At 65.8% G+C, this 17590-nt stretch carries 17 protein-coding genes and 1 tRNA gene; 8 read left to right on the top strand and 10 right to left on the bottom strand.

Features of this window, described 5'->3' with window-relative positions; translation table 11 throughout:
• Window positions 1–33 precede the first annotated feature (33 nt).
• From OHQ90_RS12145 to OHQ90_RS12125, 5 genes are all read right to left on the bottom strand, one after another.
• Window positions 34–360: an Rv3235 family protein gene (locus OHQ90_RS12145; RefSeq protein WP_328410097.1), complete on the bottom strand. Its 327-nt coding sequence runs from the start codon at window positions 358–360 to the stop codon at window positions 34–36.
• 402 nt (window positions 361–762) lie between these two features.
• Window positions 763–1929 carry an ROK family protein gene (locus OHQ90_RS12140; RefSeq protein WP_328410095.1) on the bottom strand — a complete coding sequence of 389 codons (1167 nt, stop codon included), beginning with the start codon at window positions 1927–1929 and terminating at the stop codon, window positions 763–765.
• Between the two features lie 26 nt (window positions 1930–1955).
• Window positions 1956–3374 carry a sugar ABC transporter permease gene (locus OHQ90_RS12135; protein WP_328410093.1) on the bottom strand — a complete coding sequence of 473 codons (1419 nt, stop codon included), beginning with the start codon at window positions 3372–3374 and terminating at the stop codon, window positions 1956–1958.
• A gap of 32 nt (window positions 3375–3406) precedes the next feature.
• Entirely contained in the window at window positions 3407–4180 is a 774-nt protein-coding gene (locus OHQ90_RS12130) for an ATP-binding cassette domain-containing protein (protein ID WP_328410091.1), read from the bottom strand.
• A gap of 10 nt (window positions 4181–4190) precedes the next feature.
• Complete coding sequence (locus tag OHQ90_RS12125; protein WP_328410089.1) at window positions 4191–5453, bottom strand: sugar ABC transporter substrate-binding protein; 1263 nt, start codon at window positions 5451–5453, stop codon at window positions 4191–4193.
• A gap of 369 nt (window positions 5454–5822) precedes the next feature.
• Here OHQ90_RS12125 and OHQ90_RS12120 point away from each other — a divergent pair, with 369 nt between their 5' ends.
• Together OHQ90_RS12120 and OHQ90_RS12115 are read left to right on the top strand one after the other, a co-directional pair.
• On the top strand, window positions 5823–6275 hold the full coding sequence (locus OHQ90_RS12120) for a hypothetical protein (protein WP_328410088.1): 453 nt from the start codon (window positions 5823–5825) through the stop codon (window positions 6273–6275).
• 238 nt (window positions 6276–6513) lie between these two features.
• Window positions 6514–7221, top strand: a complete 708-nt coding sequence (locus OHQ90_RS12115) for a TioE family transcriptional regulator (RefSeq protein ID WP_328410086.1) — start codon at window positions 6514–6516, stop codon at window positions 7219–7221.
• Between the two features lie 54 nt (window positions 7222–7275).
• Here OHQ90_RS12115 and OHQ90_RS12110 read toward each other — a convergent pair whose 3' ends face one another.
• From OHQ90_RS12110 to OHQ90_RS12100, 3 genes are all read right to left on the bottom strand, one after another.
• Window positions 7276–7776 carry a CGNR zinc finger domain-containing protein gene (locus OHQ90_RS12110; protein ID WP_328410084.1) on the bottom strand — a complete coding sequence of 167 codons (501 nt, stop codon included), beginning with the start codon at window positions 7774–7776 and terminating at the stop codon, window positions 7276–7278.
• Between the two features lie 240 nt (window positions 7777–8016).
• Window positions 8017–9315, bottom strand: a complete 1299-nt coding sequence (locus OHQ90_RS12105) for a diguanylate cyclase domain-containing protein (RefSeq protein WP_328410082.1) — start codon at window positions 9313–9315, stop codon at window positions 8017–8019.
• A gap of 33 nt (window positions 9316–9348) precedes the next feature.
• Window positions 9349–10158: an SAM-dependent methyltransferase gene (locus OHQ90_RS12100; protein WP_328410080.1), complete on the bottom strand. Its 810-nt coding sequence runs from the start codon at window positions 10156–10158 to the stop codon at window positions 9349–9351.
• A 304-nt stretch (window positions 10159–10462) separates the two neighbouring features.
• On the opposite strand from OHQ90_RS12100, the gene OHQ90_RS12095 reads away from it, so the two are divergent.
• On the top strand, window positions 10463–11479 hold the full coding sequence (locus OHQ90_RS12095; protein WP_328410078.1) for a cation diffusion facilitator family transporter: 1017 nt from the start codon (window positions 10463–10465) through the stop codon (window positions 11477–11479).
• A 17-nt stretch (window positions 11480–11496) separates the two neighbouring features.
• Here the strand turns inward: OHQ90_RS12095 and OHQ90_RS12090 are convergent, their stop codons facing one another.
• Complete coding sequence (locus OHQ90_RS12090) at window positions 11497–12078, bottom strand: TetR/AcrR family transcriptional regulator (RefSeq protein ID WP_328410076.1); 582 nt, start codon at window positions 12076–12078, stop codon at window positions 11497–11499.
• Between the two features lie 165 nt (window positions 12079–12243).
• On the opposite strand from OHQ90_RS12090, the gene argS reads away from it, so the two are divergent.
• From argS to OHQ90_RS12075, 3 genes are all read left to right on the top strand, one after another.
• Window positions 12244–14010, top strand: coding sequence for an arginine--tRNA ligase (argS, locus tag OHQ90_RS12085; protein WP_328410074.1), 1767 nt, complete (start codon window positions 12244–12246; stop codon window positions 14008–14010).
• Window positions 14011–14255: 245 nt separating this feature from the next.
• Window positions 14256–14693, top strand: coding sequence for a DUF6196 family protein (locus OHQ90_RS12080; RefSeq protein WP_328410072.1), 438 nt, complete (start codon window positions 14256–14258; stop codon window positions 14691–14693).
• Window positions 14694–15010: 317 nt separating this feature from the next.
• The gene (locus OHQ90_RS12075) at window positions 15011–15715 is read left to right on the top strand and encodes a hypothetical protein (RefSeq protein WP_328410070.1); all 705 of its coding nucleotides are present in this window, start codon (window positions 15011–15013) and stop codon (window positions 15713–15715) included.
• Between the two features lie 77 nt (window positions 15716–15792).
• Here the strand turns inward: OHQ90_RS12075 and OHQ90_RS12070 are convergent.
• A tRNA-Met gene (locus tag OHQ90_RS12070) sits at window positions 15793–15866 on the bottom strand.
• A 139-nt stretch (window positions 15867–16005) separates the two neighbouring features.
• Between OHQ90_RS12070 and OHQ90_RS12065 the strand changes: the two genes are divergently transcribed.
• Window positions 16006–17079 carry a DNA polymerase III subunit beta family protein gene (locus OHQ90_RS12065; RefSeq protein ID WP_328410069.1) on the top strand — a complete coding sequence of 358 codons (1074 nt, stop codon included), beginning with the start codon at window positions 16006–16008 and terminating at the stop codon, window positions 17077–17079.
• 35 nt (window positions 17080–17114) lie between these two features.
• Window positions 17115–17588 (top strand): hypothetical protein, encoded by a 474-nt coding sequence (locus tag OHQ90_RS12060; protein WP_328410068.1) that lies wholly within the window; start codon window positions 17115–17117, stop codon window positions 17586–17588.
• Window positions 17589–17590: the final 2 nt, after the last annotated feature.

Raw genomic sequence — 17590 nt, 5'->3', positions numbered from 1 at the left:
AGCTCTGTGCCCTGCTCCTCGATCGGTTTGCGGTCAAAACAGCCGCAGCGCACTCAAACGCCAGCCCTTGGCACGCGTGCGGGTGATGCGGGCAGCCAGCGCGAAGTGGCGGGTGCCGCGGTCGTAGGCGGCGCACACTTCCGCGGCGGCGGCATCGACCATGACCACGTCCACTCTGGTCAGCACCGCCGCGCCCAGGGTGCGCCCTGGCGCCAGGTCGGCTCTGACCAGAGTCCGCACCGCGGACAGCACCGCAGGCTCGGCGACCGCGGCCAGCTGTGCGACCGGTCGACGGTGATCGAGCACTTCGAGGGTGAGCCGCAGTGTTCGATCCGCGAATAGTTTTGTCGCCGAATCCACTTCGAGAATCGTGCTCTCGGCGGCCGACAGACCGGCTGCCCGGCGGGCACCGGCCGGATCCACCGAAGGGCGGGCACGGCACATCCGCTCGCGTGGCGGCGATGGCAGCTCATCGAATCCCGTTGTTCGACGCGATGGCCGGCACGGCCGCAGCGGTGGCTCGCTTCGTGGCGCGCGCGACAACGACCTGGGATACCTGTCCATACAACAACCCCCTCGCCCCTGATCGCGACCCCCGCGATCGAATCGCGATAGCATGTCACGGATCTCGATGCAAGTAAAGCTGCAGGTCAGCAGGCCAAGCGACCGCTCGGGTGCGGGGTCGGCCGAAGGCGTTGACACTCGGGTGTATTGATTCGAGCAGCCGACGAGCCGGCCGGTCACAGCGGTGCGCAGCGGCGCTCAGACCGTGCCGAGAACTCCCTCGAATGCCGCTTCCGCCGCACCGAGAAGTTTCAGATCCGGTCCGAGAGAAGACTTTTCGACTCGAACGCCACCGATCGCCCGGCTCACCATGCTGCGGCGACGCACCTGCTCGGCGGCCCGCTCCACAACGGCGTCGGGCAACGCGGTGAGCAGGTCGCCGAGGACGACGAGTTCGGGGCCGAGGATGTTGACCACGTTCACCAGACCGAGAGCGAGCCAGTCGATGTATTCGCCGAGTCGGTCGACCGCGTCGTAATTGCGTTCCAGCTCACGCAGTTCCGCGACAATCGCGCCGCGCGGGCTGTCCGCGGCAAGGCCGAGCGCTCTGGTCAGCGCGGCCTCGCCGACCTCGGTCTCCCAGCAGCCCTCGTTGCCACAGTGGCACGGGCGGCCACCCGGCCGCACGGTCATATGGCCGATCTCGCCGAGATACCCTGCCGCACCGCGCAATAGCGAACCCTGCGCGATCAGTCCCCCACCGACGCCGATGTCCGCCGACACGAAGACCGCGTCCGAAACACCACGCCCGACGCCGCGCAGATGCTCGGCCAGCGCACCGAACTCCGCATCGTTGCCGACGACAACGGGAACCCCGAGCAGCGTGGTCATCCGATCGCCGAGCGCGACATCGACCCAATTGAGGTTGGCCGCATCGTGCACATACCCGTCGGAGCGCCGCACCACGCCCGGCACCGAGATACCGGCGGCGGCGGGGCGTAGGTCGAGGTCGCTGCTGAGCAGCGCCGCGGATTCCGCGACATGGGTCATCACCTCGCTCGATTCCCGTTGCCGCCCACGCAGATTCCAGCTGTCGCGACCGAGGATCTGGCCACCGAGCCCGATCAACGCGATCCCGACATGCTCCACCTGCACATCCACCGCCAGCACGACCACCGCCTGCGGTTGCGGCAGCACCAGCAGTGACGGTCTGCCCGCACCACGCGCGAGCCGAGGCACCCGCTCCTCCACCACTCCGGTCTCGGCAAGCCCGTCCACCAGCATCTTGATGGTGGAACGGTTGAGACCGAGTTCCGTTGCCAAGGCCGCCCGCGTCGCCGGGCCGCCCGCGTGCAACCGGCGCAGCAGGATCGCCCGGTTGACGCGTCGCAACTCGTCAGGGCGGGCGACGGCGGGGCTGGTCATGCCCTCAGGGATACCATCACCCGCACTCAACCTTCCGTAGTGGCCGCACGGCGGCGCGTCAGCGCGTCGACGGTTGCGGCCAGCAACAGCACCAGACCGGTGACGATGGCGACCACCGCGGCGGGCTGCTCGAGCAGCCCGAGCCCATTGGCGACGACGGCGAGCACCGTGCCGCCGATCACCGCGTCCGCGACCCGGCCCTTGCCGCCGAACAGCGAGGTGCCGCCGATCACCGCGGCACCGACCGCGAACAGCAAAGTGTTGAGCCCGCCCGCCTGCGGGTCGACCGAGCCGACCTTGGACGAGTACACGATCGCGCCGACGGCCGCGCACGACGAGCACACCACGAAAACGCTCGCCCGGATCCGAGTGACATTGATGCCGGCCCGCCGCGCGGCCTCGCGATTGCCGCCGACCGCGTAGATGTGCCTGCCATAGGTCGTCCTGTTGAGGACATAGGTCCCGATGACCAACAGTGCCAAGACAATCGGCACAACGTAGGGCACACCACGGATCTCGATGGCGTCGTTGCGCGATCTGTTGATCGTGAGCAGGGCGGTGGCCACCGCCGCCAAGACGGTCAACACCGAAACCTTGACCACCACAAGCGGCGTCGGCTGGGTCACCAGACCACGTCGCAAACGCAAGACATGTCTGCCGATGGTGAGCGCCGCATACCCCCCTGCCGCCACGACGAACAGCGCCCAGCTGCCCACCGTCGACAGGTTGCCGTTGGCCACCCGATCCAGCACCGTCGAGGAGCTGATGCCCAGCACGCCGCCCTCACCGATCAGCTGCAGAATCACACCCTGCCACGCCAGGAACAGCGCGAGGGTCACCACGAAGGACGGCATGCCGATCTTGGCGATGAGGAACCCGGTGATGCAGCCGATCGCCGTGCCGACGCACACCGCGAGCAGCATCTCGATCCAGGGATTCGCTTCCAGCCCCGACACGGTCAGCGCGAGACCGAGCAGCGACACCGCGACGCCGGGCCAGATCCGTAGCAGCCCGGCCAGGACGGCCGCCAGTATCAGCATTGCGACGAAGATGATGAACACCGTCGAACCCATGCCGGCGAGCAGGTTTCCGTTCTCGACATAGTGCATCGCCAGCACCGCGCCCGCGACGCCCGACGCCGTGCCCGCCGACAGGTCGATCTCCCCGATCAACAACACGAAGACGATCCCGATGGCGATGATCGTCTGCCCCGCGCCCTGCGCGAGCAGGTTCGCGATGTTGTTGAGCGAGAAGAACACATCCGACAACGCCGAGAACATGATGACGAGCGCGACAAGTCCGAGCAGCGCGGGCAGCGAGCCGATATCGCCGCCGCGCAGCCGGGACAGATACTCGCGGACCGCATCCGCGGTGGACTGCGTGGTGGTGTCGATCCCGAAGTCGGCGACCGCCGTTGTCGTCGGGACCACGGAAGTATTCGTCATTACATTGTCTTTCTCGTTTACAGCACGCTCGTTCACAGCACCGCGGATTCCGGTCGAGCCAGCCCCAGATCACCGGAACGTCCCGCGGTGATCAGTTCGACGACCTGACTGTGGGTCACGTCCTTGGTGTGCACCTCGGCCGCCATCCGCCCCAGATACAGCACCGAGATCCGGTCGGCGACCTCGAAGACGTCGGCCATGTTGTGGCTGATCAGCACCACGCCGAGCCCCTGTTCGGCGAGCCGCCGGACCAAGTCGAGGACCTGCCGGGTCTGCGCGACGCCGAGCGCGGCCGTCGGCTCGTCGAGCAGCACCAGATTGCTGTTCCAGAGCACCGATTTCGCGATGGCGACCGTTTGACGCTGCCCGCCCGACAGCGCCGACACCGGGGTGCGCACCGATTTCACGGTGCGCACCGACAGCGATGCCAGCGTCTGCCGCGCCGCCTCCTCCATGCTCGCCTCGTCCAGCAGCCACGGACGTCCGCGCTCCCGGCCGAGGAACATGTTCTGCACGATGTCGAGATTGTCGGCCAGCGCGAGATCCTGGTACACGACCTCGATGCCGAGCTCCGCTGCGTCCTTCGGACCGCGGATGTGCACCGGCTCGCCCCGGTACCGCACCGTCCCGGAGTCGAAAGCGTGAATGCCGGCAATGCATTTCACCAATGTGGACTTGCCTGCACCGTTGTCCCCGACGAGGGCGGTGACCTCACCGGCGGGCGCCGTGAAATCCACATCGTGCAGGACATGGACCGGTCCGAAACTCTTGTTGAGACCAGTGATCTGAAGAAGCGGCTCACTCATGCTCGGCGCCTCAGGAAATACCGAGCTCGGTGCAGGCCGCCTGCAGGTCGCCGCCGCAGATCTCGCGCGCCGGGACATAGCCTTCGGCGACTACCCGCTTGACGTTCGGCCGGGTGATCGTGAACGGCTCCAGCAGCACGGACCTGACCTCACGCTTGCCTTTCGCATCCTGACTCACGCCGGTGGCAAGGGCATCCGCCGCCGCTTTGTCGTTATTGGCGAGTGCGACAGCAAGTTTGGCGACAGCATCGGCCTCCTGCTGGATCGGCTTGAACACGGTCATGTACTGGTCCCCGCGCAGGATCGCCTTCAGTCCTTCGGCTGTCGCATCCTGCCCGGTCACCGGCACCTTCCCATTGAGCCCGTTCTTCTTGAGCACAGTGATCACCGCACCGGCAAGACCGTCGTTGGCGGCGACCACGCCATCGACCTTGCCGACATTCGTGGTCAGTATCTGTTCGAAGGTGGTGCCACCCTTCTGGTTGTTCCATCCATCGATCGGCTGGCTCTGGACCAGCTTCAGCGCGCCCGAGTCGTACAGCGGCTGCAGAACTTTCCGCTGCCCGTCGTGGAACAGCGTGGCGTTGTTGTCGGTCGGGGCCCCTTCGATCTCGATCACCTGCCCGCCGGGCTTGTCCTTCAGCGCATCTGCCAACCCCTGCCCCTGCAACTGCCCGACCCGCACATTGTCGAACGAGACGTAGTAGTCCGAGGATCCACCGAGGTTGAGCCGGTCGTAGTCGATCGTCGGAATCCCGGCCTTCTTCGCCTTGGCCGCAACCGCGCCGCCGACTTCGCTGTTGATCGCCGCAATGATCAAAACCTTCACGCCCTTGGCGATCATGCCGTCCGCCAAGGTAGTGAACTTCTGCACCTCGCCCTGGGCGTTCTGCACATCGGCATCGAACCCCTGCGCACTCAGAGCCTTCTCGAGCATCGGTTTGTCGAAGCCCTCCCACCGGGCCGACGTCGCGGTCTCGGGCAGGATCACCCCGATCGTCCCGTTCTTCCCACCGCCGGACTTGGTCTCGGTGTCCCCGTCATTACGCGAAGAGTTCGCGCCGCAGGCGGTGAGCGCCAACACTCCGACCAACCCCACCGCCAGAGCCCCGACCCGTGCCCGTCCGTGCCTGTTTTTTCCGAACGAGACCTGGCTTTTAGTCTGCATCTGGAGGAACCTTCCTGGAACAACCGACGACCCGTCGGAAGGACTCCGGCACTGCGTCGAGCTAATATGTTGTGGGCAACAACATATGCCGATGGGCAACGCCACGGTGCGCGGATAGCATCACGGTTTGGTAACAGTGGACATGTCGGCGCGAGTCGCTCACAACGCGCCTTCGTCGCACTACGCCACCAACACGACGGCTGCCCATCGGCCGCGATGCTGGTGGGGATAGCAAGCTCGGACAACCGGCCGCCCCCGGCGTGGACAGCGGCTCGAACATCAAGTCTTCGCCGATCACCCGGCCCCGGTGAGTCGTACCGCATTCCGCGAAGCAATCGCCGAGTGCGCGCCCGCTCTACTGCGCGAGTGGGACTGCGCGCAATCTTCACTGATGGCCGAAACGAATACTTCATGACGATCGACAGACCCGGGAGTTCGTTTATCTGCACCCATCGAAATCATCGAGGAGATTGCATGAAGCGCATCATCAAGAGGTTCGCCGTTGTGTTCGCGGCCGCGGTGGTGGCCCCGGCCCTGCTGGCTGGTACCGCACAGGCCGATGACGGGAACACCGTGCATTTCAGCAACGGCGTTATGCAGTGCTCCATTACCGGCGACGGCACCGTCGGCTGCGATCTGACGAACTCCATGCAGATCCAATACTCGTTCCTGCCGTTCCTCTTCCCGGTGCGCGACATTGTGATCGACCAGCCGTCGCTGCCCGCCCACCCCACTTTCATGAGCGGCACGCCGCGCACAGTGCCGGGCGGCAACCCGACCCTCTACGACGTCAGGACCGGCGACGGCCAGTGGGGCCCGTTCATCGAGCACGCCGGGGCCAAGTGTGAAGCCGGGTTCCATGGCAGCTTCACCTGCCGGACGAAGGGGCGTGGCTTCTCGATCTACAGCGGGATCATCTCCGTCTGAGCCGAATGCCGCACCCGACGCCCTGATCGTCCCGGGGCGTCGGCGCGCGGCAGCCGTTCCCTGGACAGCCGGTGAGTGTGACACCGATGTCGGCGAGGTCCCATCCGGCAGTAATGATCGACGTGTGAGTCACAGTTCCCGCATTCCGCAGCTCGATTGCCTTCGACCACATTGTCGAACTTTCTATAAACTTGTCTCGTGAATAGCACGGATCTCTGCGTAGAACCTTCAAACAGAAATGGGTAGCGGACGACTGCGTCCGGTCGACCTCGCGCGGGCACAGGGCCTGTCCACGCAGGCGATCCGGAACTACGAGGAAGCGGGCATCCTCCCGCCTGCCGAACGCACGCCCACCGGATACCGCGTCTATACGCCCTTGCACGCCGAGGCGCTGCGCGCATTCGCCGCTCTGGTGCCCGCCCACGGCCACCAGACTGCGACGGCGATCATGCGGGCCGTTAATGACAACGCCGTCGCGGCCGCGCTCGCGCTGGTCGACGCGAGCCATGCGCAACTCCTGGAAGACCGCATGACACTCGACCTGGTCGACAAGGCGCTGCGAGACCTGACGTCACCGCATCTGCGGGGATCGCCACCCACGGGAGCGATGTTCATCGGCCCACTCGCCCGTCAACTGCGCATCCGACCGGCGACGCTGCGGAAATGGGAGCAGGCCGGATTGATCACGCCGGACCGCGATCCCGAGACCGGTTATCGCGTCTACACACCGGACGATGTCCGCGACGTCCACCTGGCTCACCAATTGCGACGTGGCGGATACCTTTTGAGTCAGATCGCCCCGCTCCTCGCCCAAGTGCGCACCGCAGGCGGACTGGCACCACTGGAGGCCACGCTGGGCGACTGGCGCGACCGTCTCACGCAACGCGGCCGGGCAATGCTGGCCGGTGCCGCCGAGCTGAATTCCTATCTGACGCACCGTGAATGACGTATCGCAGTGTGCGTGCCACACGGACACCCTCGGCGCGGTCCCTACCCGTCGTCAGGCCGAACGACGAACTCGATGCTCGGCCACATGCACGCGGTTCGAGCAGCGCGTCGAGCAGAACCGTCGCCGCCCGTTGCGGGAGGTGTCGACGAAGACCAGGCCACACCCGGCCCGAGCACAGCGTCCGATTCGAGCCGGATCCGCGCAGAACAGCTCCGCCAAGCCGGCCGCGGTGTAAGCCTTGACCCGCTCATCGATGGGCGCGGTCTCGCGGGCGAAATGCAGGTGTGGCTTCCTGCCGTCGTGGGTGGAGATGTACGGCTGACTCGTCGTCTCGGCCAGCAGTGCGTTGAGCAGCTCGACGCTCGGCGCGGAGAAGGCCGCGCCGAGCTTGGCGATCCAACGGCGCAGTTCTGCGTCTTGGCGAGCATTCAGTGTGCTCAGCGGCTTGTATCCGGATTCGTCGAGCAACGCGAGGAGATCCTGGTCCGGGTCGGCGTTCACCAATCGGGCCGCGAGTTCGGCCGCCGCGCCTCCGTAAGGGTTGAAATGCACTGACTCATTACAGCAGGCTGGACCCATGATCGCCACCTGCCCCTCGTGCTCCTGGCCCGCCCCGGCCCTCGTGTCGTCACACGGCTCTGTTCGCTACCTGCGCTGCGTATGTGGCCAGTGGTTGGTCAGCGAGGGCGGCGCGGTGGTGGCGACCGCGGGAAGGAGCGTGTTCAGCGAATCGCGCGTCGCGGAATACAGTGCACCGGTGGCACTTCCAGACCACTGACTACGAATCACCCACTACGGCAGCTGAAAACCCTGGCCTCGACCCCGCGCTCCCCCAGCGGCCTTGTTCCGATACATCGCCGTGTCGACCGCATGCATCAGCTCGTCGACCTCCGTCGGCCGGTCCTCGACGAATACCGCGCCAATGCTGGCGCCGACGACAATTGGGCGGCCGGCAACCTGCATCGGCGCGGCAAGCGCGGCGAGTAGGACGCCCGCGACTGTGTCCAATTCTTTTCGGCCGGGACACTTTTCGACCAGCACGATGAATTCGTCGCCACCGATTCTGGCTACCAGGCCGCCGACCGGTTCGACGGAAGCCTGTAGTCGCTGCGCGACGTCGCGTAACACTCGGTCGCCGACGGTGTGGCCCCACTCGTCGTTGATCTTCTTGAAGCCGTCGAGATCCAGGTAGCACATCCCCATCGGCGGTGTGGCATGGGCCAGCCGATCGAAGAAGAGCACCCGGTTCGGCAGGCCGGTGAGGCTGTCGTGGGTCGCGTCGTGCCACAGGCGATCGGCGAGCTGCTTGCGTTCGGTCACATCGACGGCGACGCCGATGAGGAAGCGGACCCGGCCGCTACTGTCGCGCACTGTGGACATCGACAGGTCGATGCGGGCCACGGTGCCGTCCGGGCGCACGTGGTCGGTCTCGAGACGGAAGCGGTCGATCGCTCCGCTGAGCATTCGCCCCAGTTGCGCGTAAGCGGGTCCGATATTCTGCGGACCGAGCACCTCGGCCGCCGAACGACCGGGCATGGTGGCCGCCGGCATGCCGACCATTTCGGCCATAGCCGCGTTCACGTCCAGCACGCGGCCGGTGATGTCGACGGTGCCGATGCCGACCGACGCGCCCGCGAAGACAGCCTCGAACCTGGCCTCCGACAACTGGCTCCGCACCTCGGCGTCCTGAGCAGCCGACAGCACGGCTGCCAGCGTTGTTTCCTGTTCATTCAACGCCGCACTGCGCAGCGCCCAGGTGAAGCCCGCGGCGAACTCGGCGGCGACAACGATCGCCCGATCCCGGATCTGCTCGTAGTCGGGGGTTGTGGGGGTCGGGCGGATCTCACGGACCATGTCCTGGCAGATCACCGGAATCGAGCGGCTGACAGCCACCGGATCCCGGTAGTTGGCGGCGACGAGCGCCGCCGCGGCATCGTGCGCGACCGCGACATCGGCCGTCCCCCGCACCGCCGCCACCAGCGCCTCGGCCTGCTCGGCGAGCAATCCTTCGATCTGGGTTCGCGTGAGCGTCGGCGCGACGACGCCATCGAGCGCGTCGGCCCACCGCACCGCCAACTCACGCAACCCCACGCCACTGACCCCCTGCCGGTTCTGTTCGCCCTCTCAGACCTTGAAGCCGACGCCCGCCAAGCCGAGCGAGCGGCCCGGCGCCTCGTGCAGATCGCGCTCGGATTCGGGCCGCCACGCGGGCAGCTCGACCACCCCGGGCTCCACCAACGCCCATCCTTCGAACATAGTCGCGATGGCGTCCCGAGAACGGAAGTGGATGCCGATCCGGCTCTCATTGGCCGCGTTGGCGCCCAGCTTGCCCGCGTCTTCGGGACGCAGCGCCGAGGTCAGATGGGAGATCGCGACATAACTGCCGGTGCGGACGGCCCCGCGAAGCCGGGCGACCATCTCGGCGGGTCGATCCTCGTCCGAGAGCAGGTGCAGCACCGCGATCAGCAGCACGCCGACGGGCTTGTCGAAGTCGATCACACCGGTTTCCCGGACGCGAGCCAGCAGCTCGTCCGGTTTGCGCAGGTCGGCCTCGATCGCGGTGGCATTGTCGTTGCCATGCAGGATCGCCCGCGAATGCGCGACCGCGACCGGGTCGATGTCCGCATAGAGCACCCGGCACTCCGGGTCGATGTCCTGCGCGACCTCATGGACATTTCCCGCGGTCGGGATGCCCGAGCCGATGTCGAGGAATTGCCTGATGCCCGAATCGGCCAGGAAACGCACCGCCCGCCGCAGGAAGGCGCGGTTGCTCAACGCCAAGCGCGGCAGGTCGGGCACCAATTGCTTACCCATCTCCGCGGCTTTGCGATCGATGTCGAAGTTGTGCGAGCCACCGAGCAGGGCGTCATACATCCGCGCCGGGCTCGCCTGCTGCATATCCACGCCCTCGGGCGCCCACGCCGGCCTATCCATCGAAAACCCCTCTACGCTCGCGATCGGACCTTCCCGACTCCGGGCCGCCCGCCCCGTCCGGATGCGGTGTTCTCGATCACCCGAAAGGCGCAGTCCGCATAGTAGCCGGACCGGCGAATCCCGGTGCACCACACATGATCACGAAAACGCACGAGCCGGACCGCGGCACCCGACCTTCAGGCCTGGCGCGACGGCATGACACGCGCTTAATATTCATACATGCGCATGCGTGCAAGATGGGTTACCCTATCCTGCGGCAGGCCCGGTGAAACAGAAGGGACGTTCGACCATGGGAGAGCAGTGCGTGTCGTCGAAGCGGTCGGTGGAGACAGTCCGCCACTCCGGCCACGATCATGGCGCGAAGGCCGGTCACGGCCATTCGCATGACCACTCGCACGGACACGACCATGGCGTTTCGGCGAATTCCGACCCACGCTGGCTGTCCATAGCGCTCGGGCTGATCGTCGCCTTCATGATGGTCGAGGTGGTCGTCGGCATCCTGGCCCACTCACTGGCGCTGATCACCGATGCCGGGCACATGCTCACCGATGCCGCATCGATCGTGCTCGCCATGATCGCTATCCGGCTCGCCAGGCGGCCCGCGGCGGGCCGGTTCACCTACGGGTTCAAGCGCGTCGAGATACTGTCCGCCCAGGCCAACGGGATCACCCTGCTCTTGCTCGCGGTGTGGTTCGTGTACGAGGGCATCAGGAGGCTGATCGAGCCGCCCGACGTCTCGGGTCCGCTGGTGTTGATCACCGCGCTGGTCGGGATCGTCGTCAATATCGCCGCGGCCTGGAGCATCAGCCGCGCCAACCGCACCAGTTTGAACATCGAAGGCGCCTTCCAGCACATCCTCAACGACCTCTACGCCTTCATCGGCACCGCCATCGCGGGTGCGGTGGTGTGGCTGACCGGTTTTGCCCGCGCCGATGCCATCGCCGCACTGGTCGTCGCCGTCCTGATGGCCAAGGCGGGCTGGTCGCTGGTCCGTGAATCCGGCCGCATTTTCCTCGAGGCCGCACCCGCACACCTCGACCCCGACGCCATCGGTGCGCGCATCGTCACCATCCCGCAGGTGACCGAGGTGCACGACCTGCATGTCTGGCAGATCACCTCCGGTCAGCCCTCGCTGTCGGCACACGTCCTCGTCACCGACGGTGCCGACTGCCACGCGGCTCGCTCGACGATCGAAACAACCCTGCACGACGAGTTCGGCCTGGCACACACCACGCTGCAGGTCGACCATGTCTCGGACCTCGATCCATCCCCGGCAGACCTGCACTGCGCGGATTCCCACGGGCCGATCCACCGATCCTGACCACCAGCCGCGGCCCATCACGTCCCGTCGAGCAGCGTCAGCAGGGTCCGGCGCACCGCATCGGAGGCCACCTCGGGTGACCTCCCGCACCGGTCGACGAGATGGTGGCGGAAGCTCCACGCGGTCGTGGCCTCGACCAGATCGAGGAGTTGTTCGTCGACGGCGCCGTCGGGCTGCTCGAGCTCGTCGGCGAAGGTGCGGGCGAGCTGTTCGCGCAGCAAGCGATCCCCACGCCGCATCCGCTCATCGATAATGGGCACACTCGGCGATTCGACGAGGCCGGTCACCCGGATCCGGCGCTGCAGGGTGAACACCTGCGCGGTCTGCACTACTACCGCATCCACCCGGTCGCGCAACGGCAACTCCGGGTCGGCACCGGTGATCAGCTGTTCGACACGATCGGTCTGCTGAATCGTCGCGGCGGCCTTGAGCTCGTCCAGGTCCGGGAAATGGACAAAGATACTGCGCAGCGAAACCCCGGCCCGCTCGGCAATACTCTTCGCGGTCGGCGCCACCTCGCCCGCGTCCAAGGCGGCCAGCAGCGCATCGATGATCACCGCCCGCGTCCGAATCGGATCACGGATCCGTCCGCGCGCCATATCGCCTCCCATTGAGCTGATTGACCAGAGATTAACGCCGAGCCTGCCCAGGGGACCGGTAGACCCGCTGGCGCAACCATCACTCGGGCCGGCAATAAACCACCTGCACAATTCGGACCCACCGGAGACAATGGCGCTTTCCTACGAGCCAGGAGGACATCGTCTGTGTACAACCCCGGAGTGCTGCCGCTGCTCGGTCAGGTCGCTGCTGTCGTCGCCGAGGCGATCAGCAAGACGCGACCCGACATGACAGGCGCAGACCCGGTTGTCCGACGATCCGTGCACGCTGACTTCCAATCCAATGCGGCTCTCGCACTTGCCAAACGCCTCCACCTGAAGCCGGCCGAATTCGCTGAACAGCTCGTCGAGGCACTGGCCACGGAAGCCGATCATCTCCTCGCGTCGGTGGAGTTGTCCGGGCCCGGATTCCTCAACATCACGGTGCCCGACCGCGTGGTCTGGGCACAGGTGGCAACGCGGCTGGCCGACGATCGCCTCGGCGTCACCGCTTCGGAACTCGGGCGGCGCACGGTAGTCGATTACTCGGCTCCCAACATCGCCAAGGACATGCATGTCGGGCATCTGCGCACCACGATCATCGGCGACAGTCTGGCGCGGGTACTCGGATTCCTCGGTGCCGACGTGATCCGACAGAATCACTTGGGCGACTGGGGAACCCAGTTCGGAATGCTCATCCAGTACCTCGATGAACACCCAGAGGCGCACTGGCGTCATACCGACCTCGCCGTCGACACCTCAGCGGTTTCGGCACTGGATCGGCTCTACAAGGCAGCCCGTGCCGCCTTCGATACCGACTCCGATTTCGCCGACCGTTCCCGAACCCGTGTGGTAGCGCTGCAATCCGGCGACCCCGCCACGCTGGCCAGGTGGCGCGAGATCGTCACCGAATCAGAGCAGGCATTCGGCGACATCTACCGCCGCCTCGACGTGCTGCTCACCCCCGACGACTATGTCGGCGAGTCGTTCTACAACCCGCTGCTGGCCGAGACCATCGCCGAGCTCGTGGGCAAAGGCATTGCTGTCGACAGCGAAGGCGCACTGGTCGTGTTCTCCGAGGAGGTCACCGGCCCCGACGACCAACCCGTGCCGCTGATGGTCCGCAAGCGCGACGGCGGATTCGGTTACGACTCCACCGATCTGGCCACCATCCGCTACCGCATCAAAACCTTGTGTGCCGATCGGCTGCTCTACGTCACCGACTCCCGGCAGGCACTGCACTTCCGACTCGTCTTCGAAACCGCACGCAGGGCCGGGTGGCTGACCGATGTCATCGATGCCGAACATGTCTCCTACGGAACAGTTCTCGGGCCGGACGGACGACCCTTCAAAACTCGGGCGGGCGGCACCGTACGGCTGACAGAACTGCTCGACGAAGCAGTCGCCACTGCCAGAGCGGTAGTCGCCGAAAAGAACCCCGGCATGCCTTGTGCGGACCTGGACAGCATTGCCGAGCAGTCCGGCATCGGCGCGGTGAAGTACGCCGACCTGTCCACCTCGCGCGTCAAGGACTATGCCTTCGACCTCGACCGCATGGTCGCCTTGCACGGCAACACCGGCGTCTACCTCCAGTACGCGCACGCCCGGATCCGTTCCATCCTTCGGAAGGCCGAAGACCACAATGCCGTCATCGATCCGACCATTGCGCTGCGGCCTGCCGAACGGGCTCTGGCGCTGGAGCTCGACAACTACGGTGCGGCGCTCGCCGAGGTCGGTGCGACTCTCGAACCGCACCGACTCTGCGGATACCTCTACGATCTCGCTCGCGATTTCACCACCTTCTATGACAACTGCCCCGTCCTCACCGCCGACGAACCCACCCGCGGAAACCGGCTCGCACTGTGCTGGCTCACGGCAGGCACCCTCGAACACGGCCTCGGGCTACTCGGCATCGCCGCACCCGAACGCATGTGAACCGCAATCGGATCGGGTCGTCGGGCGGACCGCGCGATATGTTCCGCCGACCCACGCGATCGCCTCCAGCACCAAGCGCCTGCGTTCCGTGTTGCCACAGCTTTGACGCAGCTGACAGTGGTCGAGCAACCGAGTCGACTTGCGCGCCAGCTACTGGCGACCAGCTACGAATAGCGCCCGATGTCCCGAGCATGCACCCCGGTGAATCGAATGGCCCGGCCCGCGCGGGGAATACCCTCGACACCATGGTCAACGTCAGTGTCGAAACCCGCGAGCAGACCGAACAACGGCTGCGTCGCGTCATCGCGGCCGCCGAGTTCGTCGTGCACGAAGGCGTCTGGTCCTTCCACGAAACCCCGATCGATCAGCCGCCGACACTGACCCCCGACACCCTCGCGGTGGTCCGCGACGAAACCAGTTGGAGCAGCCTGCGTCCCGCACCACTCGCGGACACCGGCGTAGAACGATTCGGCCTGTGGTCCTTTCACTTCCCCCCGAACGCCGACAACAGCGGCTTCGTCGGCTGGCTCGCCACCCACCTCAAAACACAACTGGGCACCGGCGTTTTCGTGGTCTGCGGCAGCAATCACGAGCGCGGCGGCATCTACGACTACTGGGGCTGCCCTGCCGATCTGCTCGATCAGGCCACCCAGGTGATCGACGAATTGCGCACCAACGGTTGACCCGCGAAAAACGGGCCGATGCCGTCGGCATATCGCCGCGTTACGCCACGTCCTATTCGGACGAGGACGGCGTCGGCGGTGCCGGTGACGACACATGAACGCATGAGTTCCACACTCGCGCAAGGTAAATCACGACATCGCACCTGCATACGACGGTACTGTGTGCGTATAAGTTTCAGTACCCGGCGAGCGTTGACACTTACTTGCACCGCTCTCGAACGAGGACAGCGATGCGACCAACTAGCGGGCGGGCGGGCAATGCCGAACATCGACAGGTCGACCCGCCGAGCCGTGCCCGACGACATCGGGCCGAAGTCGTGAAAGTCCGCACCGCGCTCCGTGAGAACTGGGGCTATCTATGCGCTGCAGCCGGGAACGTCGTCACATTCGGCTTACTCTTCGAGCCGTGGATCGACATCAACTTTGGCTCTGACTCCATCAAATCGGACGCCTTCGGGAAATTCCAGATATCCAGTTCGCTCGTGGGCCTTTGGTCGGGATCTGCGCCGCCCGCCGCGAAGATCAACGGCACGTGGCCCGTCCTCGCCTGCGTAGCCATCGGCGTAACCATCTGCACCGTACTGGTGAACCTTCGTGCACGTACCAAGGCACTTTTTCATTTGACTGCGGTTTCCTCGGTAGCAGTAGCGCTTTTCGTTGTCTTCGCTCTCGTCCACATGAACGGCAAAGTGTCCGATGTGCGAGGCATGCTCGGGTACGGCTCCTTTAGAGATCTAGGCAGCCAAGCCGGGCTGATGATGCGCTGGGCCTCCGGCAACGGCGGCCCACCACCGGTGCCCGGAAGCCGCCAGGTTTCCTATACCACTGCCGGTCTCACCTCCAAGGCGTGGTTCGCGGGCGTGACGGCGGTGAGCTCTGCCGTGATAGCTATCGCTCAATGGTCACGCAAGCGCCCGAGCGGCGCCATCCGATTGCGGTTGGGTGTCTCGGATGGCCTCCCGTTGACCGAAGCTCCAAAGCTCGACACCGACCCGAAACCATCGCTGGATCCAGCACCCTGAGCTCAGCCAAGGTTCCTGAAGTGCTCCCGCATGGCAGTGAAACGGCCCGGAACATTGCGTTCCGGGCCGTTTCCTAGTAGCGGGGACAGGATTTGAACCTGCGACCTCTGGGTTATGAGCCCAGCGAGCTACCGAGCTGCTCCACCCCGCGTCGGTAGTCGCCAGTCTACTCGACTTCTGGAGACGGTTTTGCCAACGGCCGGGCCATGCCCGAGACCGGCCAGGTGGTTCGCGGCAGGCGAGGGCACCGGTGTTGACCTTCGGGTTACTTGAAGCTCCATGATGGCCGAGTGACGGAAATCGGGTCGGAGGAGTTGATCACCATCGGGGTGCTGGCACGGGCAAGTGGGCTCACGCCGAGTGCGCTGCGGTTCTATGACGACTGCGGGCTGCTGGTTCCCGCGCGGGTCGATGGTGCGACTGGGTACCGGTATTACCGCGAATCGCAGTGTGTGCGAGCGGTGATGATTCGGCAGCTCAGAGGGATCGCGGTGCCGCTCGAGGTTATTTCGGAGATCTTGGCGGGAGATGTCGAGCAGGCAGCGCGATTGCTCGACGCGCATGTGCTGGAGCTGCGGCGGCAAGCGGATGAGGCAGCGGTGGTTGCTCGCAGGATCAAGAGCACGATCGGCGATGAGGCCACGTGGCAGACTGTCTTGTCCGCCGCGACGCTCGCAGCGGCAATCGACCAAGTGCGTTCCGCCGCGGACCGGACCGGCGAAATACCAGTACTCGCCGGTGTTCTGATCGAGGCGAGCGCGGGTCTGCTGACATTGACGGCAACCGACCGGTATCGGCTTTCGACACGAACAATGGCACTGAGCCGACCGGCCGCTGACTGGTCGCTGGTTGTCGACGCGACCGACCTCGCGTCGATCGGTTCCTGGCTTCGCGAGGCCGAGGAGGTCACCGTGGCCCCCGCGGCGGGAGCGCTCGTCCTCGTAGCCGGCGACATCGAACACCGATGCCGCACAATCGATGATTCGTTCCCGGACTATCGAGCAATGCTGGCGGGGCTGGCACCGGTGCGGACGCGCGTGCTGGTGATACGCGACCGGCTGTTGGACATGACCGAAGGCTACGACGGCACGATCATCTTCTCCGTCGAAGCGGCGGAGCTGATCTTGTCGCGCGCCGACGGCCGCACCGAACGGCTGCCGGTGACGCTGACCGGCCCCGGCATCGATCTCGCCTTCGCCGCCACGACCCTGTCGCCCGCGATCCGTGCCGCGCTCGGCCCGGAGATCATGCTCGACATCGCCGCGCCCGACTTGCCGGTCCTCATCCGTTCGGCGACCGACGGCGACCTCACCACGCTGGTAATGCCCACAGCCCACCCGAACTCGAAGGGGCACAAAGTATGACCGCCTCGGCCACAGCAGGATCGCCGGATGAAACGATGGCGGCGATCACTCGCGCGATCACCCTCGGGCGCGAAGATTCTCCGGACGCCGCCCGCACTGCGCTGCGGGAGATCTGGGATTCCCTCGGGCCACAGGGTGAGCCGTTGCACCGCTGCACTGTTGCGCACTACCTGGCGGATCTGTACGAGGATGCGGCGCAGGCGCTTTCGTGGGATATCCGCGCGCTGGACGCGGCAGACAGCATGACCGCCGACCGCGCCAGTCGATACGACGCCCAACTCGACGTGCGCAGCTTCTACCCCTCACTGCACCTGAACCTGGCAGACAACTATCGCCGACTCGGCTCCTTCGATGCCGCGCAACGTGAGATCGACGCGGCCCGCAACAGTCTCCACACCCTCGGTGACGACGCTTACGGAGCGATCGTTCGCAAGGCGGTGGACGAGGTCGCCCAGTCTATTCGCGTGCGGGAAACAGCGCGCAGAAGTTCCGCGCCCGACGGGCGTTGAAA

The sequence above is a fragment of the Nocardia sp. NBC_00403 genome (assembly GCF_036046055.1).
Taxonomy (GTDB): domain Bacteria; phylum Actinomycetota; class Actinomycetes; order Mycobacteriales; family Mycobacteriaceae; genus Nocardia.
This window is presented reverse-complemented; position numbering and strand designations above follow the sequence as displayed.